Genomic DNA, 14,465 nt, shown 5'->3' with positions numbered 1-14,465 from the left:
TCTAGCTCTCCTTGGAGGGCGCATTCTCTGACAGATAATTGGCCATCCGGCAGTACTGCGCAACAGAGATATTTTCTGCACGCATCGCTGGGTCGACACCTAATTCCGTCAACAGCTCAACGCTGAACAGGTTGCCCAGGCTGTTACGGATGGTTTTACGACGTTGGTTAAACGCTTCGGTCGTAATACGGCTCAGTACGCGGACATCTTTTACCGGGTGCGGTTTGGTGGTATGTGGCACCAGACGGACAACGGCGGAATCCACTTTTGGCGGTGGCGTAAATGCGGTCGGCGGAACTTCAAGAACCGGGATCACATTACAGTAGTATTGTGCCATGACGGTCAAACGACCATAGGCTTTACTGTTTGGTCCTGCAACCAGACGGTTAACCACCTCTTTTTGCAGCATGAAGTGCATGTCCGCAATAGCATTAGTATAGCTAAACAGGTGGAACATCAACGGCGTGGAGATGTTGTACGGCAGGTTGCCGAACACGCGCAGCGGCTGACCCAGTTTTTCAGACAGCTCGCCAAAGTTCATGGTCATGGCATCCTGCTGATAAATGGTCAGCTTCGGCCCCAGGAACGGGTGAGTTTGCAAACGTGCCGCGAGGTCGCGGTCCAGCTCGATAACGGTCATTTCGTCAAGACGTTCGCCAACCGGTTCGGTCAGTGCAGCGAGGCCCGGGCCGATTTCAACCATCGCCTGGCCTTTTTGCGGATTAATGGCCGCAACAATGCTGTCGATAACGAACTGGTCGTTTAAGAAGTTTTGCCCGAAGCGTTTACGGGCTAAGTGGCCCTGATGGACTCGATTATTCATTAGAGTTAACAATCATTTTGATGGCGAGATTAAGCGCCGTAATAAAACTGCCGACGTCCGCTTTCCCAAGGCCAGCCAGTTCAAGGGCGGTGCCATGGTCAACGGAGGTGCGAATAAAGGGTAAGCCGAGCGTAATATTCACGCCGCGACCAAATCCCTGGTATTTTAGCACGGGTAGGCCCTGATCGTGGAACATTGCGAGTACGGCATCGGCATGGTCCAGATACTTTGGCTGAAAAAGGGTATCGGCAGGCAGCGGCCCGCTTAGGTTCATCCCTTTTGCCCGCATCTCATTCAGCACCGGAATAATGGTATCGATCTCTTCGGTACCCATATGGCCGCCTTCTCCAGCGTGCGGATTCAGACCGCAAACCAGAACGTGGGGCTCGGCAATACCGAACTTGTTCTGTAAATCGTCGTGCAGGATGGTAATGACTTCCCGCAGCAGATCCGGCGTGATGGCGTCACTCACCGCTTTGAGCGGCAGGTGCGTGGTCGCCAGCGCAACGCGCAGCTCTTCGGTGGCCAGCATCATCACGACTTTTTCGGCACCCGCGCGCTCTTCGAAGAACTCGGTATGGCCGGTAAAGGCGACGCCTGCATCGTTAATAATGCCTTTGTGTACCGGCCCGGTGACCAGCGCAGCAAACTCCCCGTTCAGACAGCCATCACAGGCACGCGCCAGCGTCTCGACGACATAACGCCCGTTGTCGACGTTCAGCACGCCGGGCTGGACGTCAGCATGCAGCGCAACGGGCAGCAGCGTGAGCGTACCGGCGCGTTGTGGTGTTGCGGGTTGGTCGGGAGAGTAGGGCAAAAGCGTGAGGGGAAGGCCAAGGAGCCTGGCCCGCTCGATGAGCAGGCCGCCGTCTGCACAGACGACCAGTTCGAGCGGCCAGTCGCGCTGGGCCAGTTGGATAACGAGATCCGGGCCAATCCCGGCGGGTTCGCCGGGAGTGATAACAACGCGATGTTGTGTCATTAGTTGCTCAGAATTTTAACGTAGGCGCTGGCGCGCTGTTCCTGCATCCAGGTAGCCGCTTCTTCAGAGAACTTACGGTTCATCAGCATACGATAGGCACGATCTTTCTGCGCCGCATCGGTGCGGTCGACGTTACGCGTATCCAGCAGCTGAATCAGGTGCCAGCCGAAGGAAGAGTGAACCGGGCCGCTCATCTGGCCTTTGTTCAGCTTCATCAGCGCATCGCGGAATGATGGATCGTAGATATCCGGCGTCGCCCAGCCTAAGTCACCACCCTGGTTAGCAGAGCCTGGATCCTGAGACAGTTCTTTGGCCGCTTTCTCAAAGGTGGTTTTGCCGCTGCGGATATCCGCTGCAACCTGCTCCAGCTTAGCGCGAGCCTGATCGTCGGTCATGACTGGCGATGGCTTCAGCAGAATGTGGCGAGCATGAGTTTCCGTCACAGAGATGTTCTGAGTCTGGCCGCGCATGTCGTTGATTTTCAGAATGTGGAAACCAACGCCGGAACGGATTGGACCGACGATATCGCCTTTTTTCGCCGTGCTCAGCGCCTGTGCAAAGATAGCTGGCAGTTCCTGAATACGACCCCAGCCCATCTGGCCGCCTTTCAGCGCCTGCTGATCCGCAGAGTAGGTGATAGCGAGTTTGCCGAAGTCAGCGCCGTTACGCGCCTGCTCGACGATAGACTCAGCCTGACTCTGCGCTTCGTTGACCTGATCGGAGCTTGGGTTTTCCGGCAGCGGAACCAGGATGTGGCTGAGGTTCAGCTCGGTGCTGGCATCGTTCTGGGTGCCAATCTGGTTCGCCAGGGCGTCAACTTCCTGCGGCAGCACGCTAATGCGGCGGCGCACTTCGTTGTTACGCACTTCGGAAATCAGCATCTCTTTGCGGATCTGGCTGCGATAGGTGTTGTAGTTCATCCCATCATAAGCCAGACGGCTACGCATCTGATCCAGCGTCATGTTGTTCTGCTTAGCAATATTGGCGATCGCCTGATCGACCTGCTCGTCAGAAACCTTCACGCCCATTTTCTGCCCCATCTGCAGGATAATCTGATCCATGATCAGACGCTCCAGAATCTGGTGGCGTAGGGTTGCGTCGTCCGGCAGCTGTTGGCCAGCCTGACCAGAGTTCATTTTGACGGACTGCATCAGGCCATCAACGTCGCTCTCGAGTACGACGCCATTATTTACAACGGCTGCAACTTTATCGACAACCTGCGGGGCAGCGAAGCTGGTATTCGCAACTAAGGCGATACCGAGAAGCAGCGTTTTCCAGTTCTTCATACTTTTTCCATTTCAATTAACCGCAATGCGGATGATGTGTCTAACCAGTGACATTACAGCGAGCTTTGGTACGGCATGATGTTGGAACGCAGCATCTGCTGGGTACCCAGACCGTAGTTAGAGCTCAGACCACGCAGCTCAATACTGAAGCCAATGGAGTTATCATATTTGGACCGACCGCCAGTGTTGCTGCTGTTGTAATCCCAGCCGTTGAGCTTACGCTCGTAGCCTACGCGGATCGCATAGCAGCAGGAGTTATACTGCACGCCAAGCATCTGATCGGCCGAGCTATGGGTGTTGGTGTCAAAGTAATAGGCACCCACCACGGACCAGCGGTCGACGATTGGCCAGCTTGCCGTCGCGCCAACCTGCGAAATCCCTTCCCGATACTGCTCGGACGTGGAGTAGGTTGGCAACGTAGCCTGAATATACTCAGGGCTGGCGTAACGATAGGTTAACTGCACTAAACGCTCGTCATCCTGGCGGTATTCAATTGCTGAACTGCTGGTGGAGATGTTGTTCAGACGGGTATCGTACTGAATCCCACCGCGTAAACCCCACTTGTCGCTGATGCGCCAGTAGGTATCACCTGCCCAAACCAGCGAGCCCGTTTTGTCGTCTTTCTCCCAGTTTACGTTGTCATCACCGGTACGAGACTCGGTGAAATAGTAGATTTGACCAACGGAAACGTTAAAACGTTCAACGGCAGCGTCATCATAAATACGTGATGTGACACCGGTCGTGATTTGGTTTGCTGATGCAATACGATCAAGGCCGCTGTAGCTGCGGTCACGGAACAGACCGGAGTAGTCAGACTGCAGGAAAGTTGAGTCGTAGTTATTGATTTTGCTCTGATCGCGGTACGGGATGTACAGGTATTGCATCCGCGGTTCGAGAGTCTGGGTATAGCCCGGAGTCAGCTCAACATCGCGCTCAAAGACCATTTTGCCGTCAACTTTCAGCTGCGGCATGGTGCGGTTGACCGAACTGGCCAGCTGATTAGCGTTGTCTGGATCGCGATTGTAGCTGTCGATATTGCTCTGGTTATAGTGTGTCGCCAGCAGCTTCGCTTCGGTATTGATGCTACCCCAACGGTTGCCCAATGGCAGACTGATGGTCGGCTCCATGTGCACACGCGTTGCTTCAGGCAGGCTGCTGTTGCTGTTGACGAACTTAACCGCCTGCGCATAAAGGTGCGTATCAAACGGCCCGACGTCGTTCTGATAGGCGTTCACGTCCAGCTGCGGCTCAGCAGAATAGGAGTTGCTGTTGGCGCGGTCGAAGACCTGGAACTGTTTTGACGACACGGTCGCATCGAAGTTCTGCACCACATAGCCGACGCTCAGCTTCTGCGTCGCATAGCCATCGGTACTGGAACCGTATTTGGAGTCAAAGTCGTTAAAATAGTCCGGATCGCTGACTTTGGTGTAATCGGCGTTGAAGCGCCACACTTGATCCATGACCCCGGCATGATGCCAGTAGAACAGCCAGCGACGGCTGTTTTCATCGTTCGGGTGATCGTTTGAATAGACCTTATCGGATGGCAGATAATCCAGCTCAAACAGGCCTTCACCGGCCTGAGTCAGATAGCGGAATTCGTTCTCCCACATGACGCCGCCACGCTTGTCCATATAGTGCGGGGTCAGGGTTGCGTCCATGTTCGGCGCAATGTTCCAATAGTACGGCAGTGAGAACTCAAAGTGGTTTGAGCTACCGTATTTAGCGTTTGGAATCAGAAAACCTGAGCGACGCTTGTCGCCCACTGGCAGCTGCAGATAAGGGCTATAGAAAACCGGCACCGGGCCAATTTTAAAGCGCGCATTCCAGATTTCCGCGACCTGTTCTTCGCGATCGTGGATCACTTCGCTACCGACCACGCTCCAGGTGTTAGAACCTGGCAGACAGGAGGTAAAGCTGCCGTTTTCCAGAATGGTGTAACGGTTTTCGCCGCGCTGCTTCATCACGTCCGCGTTGCCACGGCCCTGACGGCCAACCATCTGGTAATCACCTTTCCAGACGTTAGTGTCTTTGGTATTCAGGTTTGACCAGGCTTTAGGCCCTTTCAGAATTACCTGATTATCGTCATAGTGGACGTTACCGAGTGCATCAACGGTACGAACAGGCGTAGGCTGACCATCGGCCTGCTTCTGATGCAGCTGAACTTCATCCGCCTGCAAGCGGCTATTGCCCTGATTAATATCAACGTTGCCTTTAAAAACGGCGTTTTCAGGGTAGTTGCCATCGGCGTGATCGGCGGTAATGGTGACGGGCTGCTCGTTAGTCTTGCCGCTTACCAGCGGGCGATCGTAACTCGGGACGCCAAGCATACATTGTGATGCGAGATCCGCAGCCAATCCCTGCTGACTGTACAAGGCGCTGGCGATCATGGTCGCGAGGAGAGTGGGAATACGTTTTTTCATACGTTGTATTTGTTGTTCCGTCATCTATAGCATTGCGGCTTGCAAACGGTCAGAGACTAACGTACTCATCGTTATCACGCTAGTTTTATCCTGCCCGTTCTCGCCAGAGGTGTTATGCACGGCATTGAATGACAGGTATGATAATGCATATTTTAGCCGCTGGCATGACGATTTGGGGAGTATATGCAGTATTGGGGAAAAGTGATTGGTGTGGCCATCGCTCTATTAATGGGCGGAGGGTTTTGGGGCGTTGTCCTCGGGCTGCTCGTGGGTCACATGTTTGATAAGGCGCGCAGCCGTCGCATGAACTGGTTTGCCAATCAACAGCAGCGTCAGTCGCTGTTTTTTGCCACCACGTTTGAAGTGATGGGCCACCTGACCAAATCGAAAGGGCGTGTAACCGAAGCGGATATTCATATTGCCAGTTTGTTTATGGATCGTATGAATCTGCATGGTGAATCTCGCACGGCGGCTCAACAGGCATTTCGCGTAGGTAAGGCGGATAATTATCCACTGCGCGAAAAAATGCGTCAGTTTCGTAGCGTCTGTTTCGGTCGTTTTGACCTGATCCGGATGTTCCTTGAGATCCAGATTCAGGCGGCGTTTGCCGACGGTTCATTGCATCCGAACGAGCGCGATGTGCTGTACGTGATTGCCGAAGAGCTGGGTATTTCCAACGCCCAGTTCGATCAGTTCTTGCGCATGATGCAGGGCGGTGCGCAGTTTGGCGGTGGCTATCATCAGCAGTCGCAGGGCGGCAACGGCGGCGGATGGCAGCAGGCGCAACGTGGCCCAACGCTTGAAGATGCCTGCAATGTGCTGGGCGTGAAGCCTGACGACGATGCGACGACCATTAAACGCGCTTACCGTAAGTTAATGAGTGAGCATCATCCGGATAAACTGGTCGCCAAAGGGCTACCACCAGAGATGATGGAAATGGCGAAGCAGAAAGCGCAGGAAATTCAGAAAGCGTACGAAATGATTAAAGAACAGAAAGGGTTTAAGTAAGCTCCATTGCGCGCAGGGTCCCTCTCCCCAGGGGAGAGGGAGAAAACCGTGCCGACCTCGACAATGGTTTTGCGCGGTTCTCTTTCTCCAGACGGGAGTGAGCAAACCGCGCTACCCCTGATAATGTTCTCGAATGGTCCCCTCTCCCTGTGGAAGAGGGTTAGGGTGAGGGCATCGTTAAAAATCGACCGGTGCCTTGAACGTCATGCTGGTACCAAACTCGGGATGCGTAATCGTTAATGTCTGCGCATGCAGCTGCAAACGGGGTGCCATCGCCAGTGCTTCCGGTGTGGCGTAGAAGCGGTCGCCCAGAATCGGGTGCCCCAGCGCCAGCATATGCACGCGCAGCTGGTGAGAACGCCCGGTAATTGGTTTTAGCAGCACGCGGGCGGTGTTATCCGCCGCGTACTCCAGCACTTCATACTCGGTCTGCGCCGATTTCCCGGTTTCATAACACACCTTCTGCTTTGGCCGATTCGGCCAGTCGCAAATCAGCGGTAAGTCCACCAGACCTTCCTGCGGCTGCGGATGTCCCCATACGCGAGCCACGTACTGTTTCTTTGGCTCGCGTTCGCGGAACTGACGTTTTAACTCACGCTCTGCCGCTTTGGTCAGGGCCACTACGATTACGCCGCTGGTCGCCATATCGAGGCGGTGTACCGACTCCGCCTGCGGAAAGTCGCGCTGGACGCGCGTCATGACGCTGTCTTTATGCTCTTCCTGACGGCCGGGCACGGACAACAAGCCGCTTGGCTTGTTGACCACCATGATGTGCTCATCCTGATAGAGGATGACCAGCCATGGATCCTGTGGCGGAAAATAGTTTTCCATTCCCATAGCGGGCTCCTGTTACTGGTGAGTGACGACGATCAGACGCAGTGCGTCCAGACGCCATCCCGCCTGTGACAGGCTTTCCATCACCTGCTGACGGTTGCTTTCAATCGCCGAGAGTTCGTCGTCGCGAATGTTCGGGTTCACCGCTTTCAATGCTTCCAGACGCGACAGTTCAGCGCTGAGCTTCTCATCGGCTTCCTGACGTGCGCCATCAATCAGCGCCTGCGCAGCTTTGGCAATCTGCCCTTCGCCCAGTTGCAGAATTGCGTGCACATCCTGTTGTACCGCATTCACCAGCTTGCTGCCGGTGTGACGGTTTACCGCGCTAAGCTGGCGGTTGAAGGTTTCAAACTCGACCTGAGCGGCGAGGTTGGTACCGTTCTTATCCAGCAGCATACGCACCGGCGTTGGCGGCAGGAAGCGGTTAAGCTGCAGCTGTTTTGGTGCCTGCGCTTCCACAACATAAATCAGCTCAACCAGCAGGGTGCCGACCGGCAGCGCCTTGTTTTTCAACAGTGAAATGGTGCTGCTCCCGGTATCGCCGGAAAGGATCAGATCCAGACCGTTGTGAATCAGCGGGTGTTCCCAGGTGAGGAACTGCGCATCTTCGCGGGACAGAGCCACATCACGCTCGAAGGTCACGGTACAACCATCTTCAGGCAGACCCGGGAAGTCTGGCACCAGCATGTGGTCGGATGGCGTCAACACGATCAGGTTTTCACCACGATCGTCCTGGTTGATGCCGACGATATCGAACAGGTTCATGGCAAAGGCGATGAGGTTGGTATCGTCATCCTGCTCTTCGATGCTTTCAGCCAGAAGCTGTGCTTTCTCGCCGCCGTTGGAGTGAATTTCCAGCAGGCGATCGCGGCCCTGTTCCAGCTGTGTTTTCAGCGCTTCATGCTGTTCGCGGCAGGCTTTAATCAGGTCGTCAAAACCGTCGGTGTTTTCCGGCGTCGCCAGGTAGTTGATCAGTTGACCGTGAACGCTGTCGTAGATGGTACGGCCGGTCGGGCAGGTGTGCTCGAATGCGTCCAGACCTTCATGGAACCAGCGAACCAGCACCGACTGGGCGGTTTTTTCGAGGAACGGCACGTGGATCTGAATATCGTGCGCCTGACCGATACGGTCCAGACGGCCGATACGCTGCTCCAGCAGGTCCGGGTTGAATGGCAGGTCAAACATCACCAGGTTGCTGGCGAACTGGAAGTTACGGCCTTCTGAGCCGATTTCCGAGCACAGCAGAACCTGGGCACCGCTATCTTCTTCGCCAAACCAGGCGGCGGCGCGGTCACGTTCGATAATTGACATGCCTTCGTGGAATACCGCGGCGCGGATGCCTTCGCGTTCGCGCAGAACCTGCTCCAGCTGCAGCGCAGTGGCGGCTTTGGCGCAAATCACCAGGACTTTCTGCGAACGGTGTGCGGTCAGGTAGCCCATCAGCCACTCAACGCGCGGATCGAAGTTCCACCAGGTACCGGTATCGCCTTCAAATTCTTGATAAATCTGCTCCGGATACAGCATGTCGCGAGCGCGTTCTTCGGCACCTTTACGAGCACCCATAATGCCGGAGACTTTAATCGCCGTCTGATACTGTGCCGGCAGCGGCAGCTTGATGGTGTGCAGTTCGCGTTTCGGGAAGCCTTTCACCCCGTTACGGGTGTTACGGAACAGCACGCGGCTGGTGCCGTGGCGGTCCATCAGCATGGAGACCAGCTCCTGGCGCGCGGCTTCTGCGCCTTCGCGATCGCTGTTGGCGGTTTGCAGCAGCGCTTCAATATCCTGCTCGCCAATCAGTTCGCCCAGCATATTCAGATCATCATTGCTGAGTTTGTTGCCCGCCAGCAGCAGCGCGACGGCGTCTGCTACCGGACGATAATTGTTTTGTTCTTCAACAAACTGCGCGAAATCGTGGAAACGGTTCGGGTCAAGCAGACGCAGACGCGCGAAGTGGCTTTCCATACCCAGCTGCTCCGGCGTTGCGGTCAGCAGCAGGATGCCCGGCACGCGCTCGGCCAGCTGTTCAATAGCTTGATACTCGCGGCTTGGCGCCTCTTCGCTCCACACCAGGTGGTGCGCTTCATCGACCACCATCAGATCCCACTCGGCATCACACAGGTGTTCGAGGCGCTGTTTGCTACGGCGCACGAAGTCCAGCGAGCAGATCACCAGCTGTTCGGTTTCGAATGGGTTATAGGCATCGTGCTGGGCTTCGGCGTAGCGTTCATCATCAAACAGCGCAAAGCGCAGGTTGAAGCGGCGCAGCATTTCAACCAGCCACTGATGCTGCAGGGTTTCTGGCACAATAATCAGTACGCGCTGTGCCGCACCGGACAGCAGCTGTTGGTGCAGGATCATCCCGGCTTCAATGGTTTTACCCAGGCCAACTTCGTCCGCCAGTAGTACGCGCGGGGCGTGACGACGGCCAACGTCATGGGCGATGTTGAGCTGATGTGGGATAAGGCTGGTGCGCTGGCCGCGCAGGCCGCTCCACGGCATGCGGTACTGTTCGCTTTGATATTTACGCGCGCGGTAGCGCAGCGCGAAACGATCCATGCGGTCAATCTGGCCGGCAAAGAGACGGTCCTGCGGTTTGCTAAACACCAGTTTGCTGTCGAGCAGCACTTCGCGCAGCATCACGTTTTCTTCTTCGGTGTCCTGACGGGTACCGATGTACGCCAGCAGACCATTTTCTTCTTTAACTTCATCAACGAGCAACTGCCAGCCTTCATGGCTTGTTATCGTGTCGCCGGGATTGAACATCACGCGGGTCACGGGGGAGTCACTACGGGCGTACAGACGGTTCTCTCCGGTTGCCGAAAAGAGTAGGGTGACGGTTCGTGCATCCATTGCAACAACAGTACCAAGTCCCAATTCGCTTTCTGTATCGCTGATCCAGCGTTGACCAAGTGTAAAAGGCATATGCGTTCGGCTCTATCTTTAATAAATTGCAGGCAATATTCATCCACCACCTAAAGGAAGGCGGCGAGTGAATGAGGTCCAGGAATGGAAAGGGCGCTATGGTACTGGATGGCGAGACGTTAGTCACCTGTCAAAATAGACCCAGTTGCCCTGTCACTATTGTAGCAAAATCGTCGTCGACAAAGGGGAGAATTCCTTCGGCAACGGGCGCTAATTGTTTTGTCAGGTAGTGATCGTAATCCAGCGGTGATTGCTGATATGCCAGCGGCTCCGGGCCGTTAGTGGTCCAGACATAGCGGATGCTGCCGCGCTGCTGGTACTGCTGCGGACGGCCAAGCCGCACGTTGTGTTCGTCAGCCAGGCGAGCGGCGCGTACGTGCGGTGGGATATTGCGCTGATACTCCGCTAATGGGCGACGAAGCTGCTTACGATAAACCAGCTGTTCGTCCAATTCACCGGCCATCAGCTTATCGATGGTTTCGCGAATGAAATCCCGGTACGGCTCATTGCGGAAAATGCGTAAATAGAGCACCTGCTGAAACTGCTGCGCCAGCGGCGTCCAGTCGGTACGGACGGTCTCCAGCCCTTTGTACAGCATGCGCTGTTTATCACCTTCCTGAATCATCCCGGCGTAGCGTTTTTTACTGCCGGTATCGGCCCCACGAATGGTCGGCATCAGAAAGCGGCAAAAGTGGGTTTCAAATTCCAACTCCAGCGCGCTGGTTAGGCCGCTTTTTTGTAGCTCATCGGCCCACCACTGGTTCACAAACGCGACCAGCGAACGGCCAATTTCGGCGGCTTTATCTTCATCATGGGCGCGTTTAAGCCAGACGAAGGTGGAGTCGGTATCGCCGTAAATGACGTCATAACCCTGTGATTCGATCAGCGCTTTGGTCTGGCGCATGATTGCATGCCCGCGCATGGTTATCGACGATGCCAGGCGAGGATCGAAAAAGCGGCAGGCGCTGGTGCCCAGTACGCCGTAGAAGGCGTTCATGATGATCTTCAGCGCCTGCGATAACGGCTTGTTGTGCTGGCGTTTGGCTTCATCACGAGCGTGCCAAATCTGACTGACGATCCCTGGCAGGCAGTGTTTATCGCGGGAGAACCACGCGTCGAGAAAGCCTTCCGTGCTGTGTTGCTGTTCAGGATGCGCCATCCCTTCAATTAGGCCAACCGGGTCTATCAGGAATGAGCGAATGATCGACGGATACAGGCTTTTGTAGTCGAGCACCAGCACTGAATCATACAGTCCGGGGCGCGAGTCCATGACGTAGCCGCCGGGGCTGGCCTGCGGAGGGACTTCGCCAAGGTTGGGTGCCACATAGCCGAGGCGATGCATGCGCGGAAAATAGAGGTGGCTAAAGGCGGCCACCGAGCCGCCGTGTCTGTCGACTGCCAGGCCGTTGACCGTGGCGCGCTCCAGCAGGAACGGCATAATTTCCGTTTTATGGAAAATGCGCGTCACCAGCTCGCAGTCTTTCAGGTTATAGGTGGCAAGCGCGGGTTTATCTTCGGCGAAACGGCGGTCAATTTCGTCCATCCTGTCCCACGGATTATCAATGGCTTTGCCTTCGCCCAATAATTCACGAGAGACATTTTCCAGAGAAAAGGAAGAGAAGCTCCAGAAAGCGGACTTCAGCGCCTCAATACCATCGATAATTAACCGCCCGGCGGCCTGGGCGAAGAAGACGCCATTTTTAAAGCCGTGCTCGCGCCACTCCAGTTCGCTGCCGCCGCGTCCAAGACGCAGCGGAACCTGATAGCGTTCGGCGCTTTTTTGCAGCACGCGAAGATCAAACTGCACCACGTTCCAGCCGATCAGCACATCTGGATCGTGCTCGGCAAACCAGGCGTTGAGCTTTTCCAGCAGCAGCGGGCGGCTGGCAACATATTCGAGATGAAAATCGACCTGTGGCTGCTGCTCCGGGGGGGAACCGAGCATATAGACGGTGCGCTGGCCACAGCCTTCAAGGCCGATGCAGTACAGCTCGCCGTGACGGCTGGTTTCGATATCCAGTGATACCCATTTCAGCGGTGGGCGGTAGTCCGGGTTTGGCTTCATTCGCGCCTGGCGAAGGGAGGTGCCGCGCCTTTCGCCTTCAACCCATACTGGCGCGGTGATAAAGCGCTCCATCAGGAAGCGTTCCGGCGGGCGGACGTCGGCTTCATAGACGGTAATGCCGTTTTCGCGCAGTAGCTTTTCCAGCCGCATCAGTTGACGATGCGCGCGACAGTAAAGGCCGAAAACCGACTGACGATGAAAATCTTTGAGCGTGAGCGAAGCGAAACGCAGGCCATTTTCGCCATGTAGCAGACGTTCAACCTGCGCACGCTGGGATTCGGGGATAAACGCCACGGATTCTTGCGGCGGCAACGTGACCTGCAGCGGGCCGTTATCGGTCGCCAGCCAGAAAATCAGCTCTGTGCCTTGTGGTGTATCCCGCCAGTGACGGGTCAATAGAAAACCTTCTTGTGCCTGCGTCACGCTCTGCTCTTTGTCAGTAAACCCTACCCAAGTATAGCATGAATGCCACAGGGGATATGGGGTTATATACAGTATTTATAGGTTGGTTATAAGCTGTATTTACTTCCTTTTCAATGTGTCAATGAGGGGAGAAATCATCTGTGCTCTTAGCGCCTCTTTGTCGCCGCGGCCCGCATATTTGATATCAGGGTGCGCATAGCGGTTCATTTCGCGGGCAATATCCAGCATGGCATTGCCATAGCGGCGCCCTTTCGTCATTTCATTTTCCTGCTCAATTACCTGCACCATGATATCCATGGTGGAATTGAGCATAACCTCGATCTCACACTTCATTTTGGGCAAAATGCTTTTCACCTGCGCGAGCACCGCGGCTTTGGCATCTTCCATAACATCCTGATCAATAACGTAGTTAGAAACCAATTGAACGGTGATTTTGTCTACCATCCGAGAGAAATTTTTGAAGAGGATCCCATCGCTGCAAATGCGGGGCAGATTCTTAAGGAAGGAGAAGTAATTATTGCCATCATAATCAAGTAGCGAGCCGTATTTGTCTTGAGTGAGCTCGGTGTAGGCATAGATAGCTTTTTTAGGGCCGCGTACTTTTGATTCGGCGATAACCAGGTGACGCGTTTCAGGATCGTAGGCGACAACGTCAATATCACTCCAGCCTCCATTTTCGGTTTGATAGGCAAATCGAACCCGGGTCCAATAATCCTTTAGCAGCCAGTAAGATTCAATAATTCCTTCCGAGACCATAACTTCAGACATGTGTGAGACCTTAATATGAGTATTTAGACATATGAAGCGAGCGTATGCCGTAACAACTTAAATATTAAGTTGATTTTACGACGCTTTAGCTGTGCTAAATAAGTCCAGGAATCAGGTAGGGAAGGGATTTAAAAATAGATTGTTATGCCGTCAGAACCTGCTCTGACGGCCATAATTTACTGCCCGTAATAAGCCTTTGCCCCGTGCTTACGCAAATAGTGTTTATCCAGCAGCGTCTGCTGCATATCCGGTAGCTCTGGCGCTAGCTGGCGGCAGAAGATACCCATATAGGCAATCTCTTCCAGTACGATGGCGTTATGCACCGCATCTTCGGCGTTTTTTCCCCAGGCGAACGGGCCGTGGGAATGAACCAGTACGCCGGGCATTTGCGCCGGGTCAATGCCGTTTTGCCGGAAGGTTTCGACGATCACCGCGCCGGTTTCCCATTCGTAATCACCGTTGATTTCCGCGTCGGTCATCAGGCGGGTACAGGGGACAGCACCGTAGAAATAGTCGGCGTGGGTGGTGCCGGTTGCTGGAATAGATTGCCCGGCCTGCGCCCAGATGGTCGCGTGGCGCGAGTGGGTGTGAACGATACCGCCGAGCGTGGGAAATGCTTGATACAGCAGGCGGTGGGTTGGGGTATCCGATGAGGGCTTTTTCTTACCCTCGACCACTTCACCCGTTTCGAGGCTCACCACCACCATATCGTCAGCGGTCATCACGCTGTAGTCGACGCCGGAAGGTTTGATCACCAGCACGCCGCGCTCGCGGTCAACGGCGCTGACGTTGCCCCAGGTTAACGTGACCAGATTATGCCGGGGAAGCGCCAGATTGGCTTCCAGCACCTGACGTTTGAGATCTTCTAACATGGTTTGCTCCGTGTCTGGATTTCCCTCACCCGGCCCTCTCCCAAAGGGAGAGGAGGAAAGGC

Annotated in this window: 10 protein-coding genes; 1 reads left to right on the top strand and 9 read right to left on the bottom strand. The window is 55.0% G+C overall.

The genetic code is table 11. The features are described from left to right. Position 1 precedes the first annotated feature (1 nt). From rsmA to lptD, 4 genes are read right to left on the bottom strand one after another with little or no spacing between them, the layout of a single operon-like run. Complete coding sequence (gene rsmA / locus ABOC97_RS09770) at positions 2-823, bottom strand: 16S rRNA (adenine(1518)-N(6)/adenine(1519)-N(6))-dimethyltransferase RsmA (protein ID WP_234504715.1); 822 nt, start codon at positions 821-823, stop codon at positions 2-4. Then, positions 816-1,805, bottom strand: coding sequence for a 4-hydroxythreonine-4-phosphate dehydrogenase PdxA (gene pdxA, locus ABOC97_RS09765; protein WP_349596850.1), 990 nt, complete (start codon positions 1,803-1,805; stop codon positions 816-818). Before pdxA ends, rsmA begins: the two co-directional genes overlap by 8 nt. Then, positions 1,805-3,091: a peptidylprolyl isomerase SurA gene (gene surA, locus ABOC97_RS09760; RefSeq protein ID WP_349596847.1), complete on the bottom strand. Its 1,287-nt coding sequence runs from the start codon at positions 3,089-3,091 to the stop codon at positions 1,805-1,807. The genes pdxA and surA overlap by 1 nt, the downstream gene beginning before the upstream one ends. Before the next feature lie 53 nt (positions 3,092-3,144). Next, positions 3,145-5,511 carry an LPS assembly protein LptD gene (lptD, locus tag ABOC97_RS09755; protein WP_349596844.1) on the bottom strand — a complete coding sequence of 789 codons (2,367 nt, stop codon included), beginning with the start codon at positions 5,509-5,511 and terminating at the stop codon, positions 3,145-3,147. 183 nt (positions 5,512-5,694) lie between these two features. On the opposite strand from lptD, the gene djlA reads away from it, so the two are divergent. Further along, entirely contained in the window at positions 5,695-6,519 is an 825-nt protein-coding gene (gene djlA / locus ABOC97_RS09750; protein ID WP_349596841.1) for a co-chaperone DjlA, read from the top strand. A 177-nt stretch (positions 6,520-6,696) separates the two neighbouring features. Here the strand turns inward: djlA and rluA are convergent, their stop codons facing one another. The 5 genes from rluA to araD all read right to left on the bottom strand — a co-directional run bounded on the left by rluA (position 6,697) and on the right by araD (position 14,403). Then, positions 6,697-7,356, bottom strand: a complete 660-nt coding sequence (gene rluA, locus ABOC97_RS09745; RefSeq protein WP_052283068.1) for a bifunctional tRNA pseudouridine(32) synthase/23S rRNA pseudouridine(746) synthase RluA — start codon at positions 7,354-7,356, stop codon at positions 6,697-6,699. Between the two features lie 12 nt (positions 7,357-7,368). Beyond that, positions 7,369-10,275, bottom strand: coding sequence for an RNA polymerase-associated protein RapA (rapA, locus tag ABOC97_RS09740; protein WP_234504710.1), 2,907 nt, complete (start codon positions 10,273-10,275; stop codon positions 7,369-7,371). A 130-nt stretch (positions 10,276-10,405) separates the two neighbouring features. Beyond that, entirely contained in the window at positions 10,406-12,763 is a 2,358-nt protein-coding gene (gene polB, locus ABOC97_RS09735) for a DNA polymerase II (protein ID WP_349596837.1), read from the bottom strand. Positions 12,764-12,862: 99 nt separating this feature from the next. Beyond that, a complete protein-coding gene (locus ABOC97_RS09730) occupies positions 12,863-13,531 on the bottom strand; it encodes a hypothetical protein (RefSeq protein WP_349596834.1) in 669 nt (222 codons plus the stop codon). 176 nt (positions 13,532-13,707) lie between these two features. Then, positions 13,708-14,403 (bottom strand): L-ribulose-5-phosphate 4-epimerase, encoded by a 696-nt coding sequence (gene araD, locus ABOC97_RS09725; RefSeq protein ID WP_349596831.1) that lies wholly within the window; start codon positions 14,401-14,403, stop codon positions 13,708-13,710. Between the last annotated feature and the right edge of the window lie 62 nt (positions 14,404-14,465).

Source organism: Kluyvera huaxiensis, from assembly GCF_040149365.1.
Taxonomy (GTDB): Bacteria; Pseudomonadota; Gammaproteobacteria; order Enterobacterales; family Enterobacteriaceae; genus Kluyvera; species Kluyvera intermedia_A.
Note: the sequence above shows the minus strand (reverse complement) of the source record. Positions and strands in the feature narration are given on the sequence as shown.

Bases quoted from the DNA above. Each gene is read 5' to 3' on its own strand.
- rsmA (WP_234504715.1), bottom strand. From the start codon at position 823: ATGAATAATCGAGTCCATCAGGGCCACTTAGCCCGTAAACGCTTCGGG.
- pdxA (WP_349596850.1), bottom strand. From the start codon at position 1,805: ATGACACAACATCGCGTTGTTATCACTCCCGGCGAACCCGCCGGGATT.
- surA (WP_349596847.1), bottom strand. From the start codon at position 3,091: ATGAAGAACTGGAAAACGCTGCTTCTCGGTATCGCCTTAGTTGCGAAT.
- lptD (WP_349596844.1), bottom strand. From the start codon at position 5,511: ATGAAAAAACGTATTCCCACTCTCCTCGCGACCATGATCGCCAGCGCC.
- djlA (WP_349596841.1), top strand. From the start codon at position 5,695: ATGCAGTATTGGGGAAAAGTGATTGGTGTGGCCATCGCTCTATTAATG.
- rluA (WP_052283068.1), bottom strand. From the start codon at position 7,356: ATGGGAATGGAAAACTATTTTCCGCCACAGGATCCATGGCTGGTCATC.
- rapA (WP_234504710.1), bottom strand. From the start codon at position 10,275: ATGCCTTTTACACTTGGTCAACGCTGGATCAGCGATACAGAAAGCGAA.
- ABOC97_RS09730 (WP_349596834.1), bottom strand. From the start codon at position 13,531: ATGTCTGAAGTTATGGTCTCGGAAGGAATTATTGAATCTTACTGGCTG.
- araD (WP_349596831.1), bottom strand. From the start codon at position 14,403: ATGTTAGAAGATCTCAAACGTCAGGTGCTGGAAGCCAATCTGGCGCTT.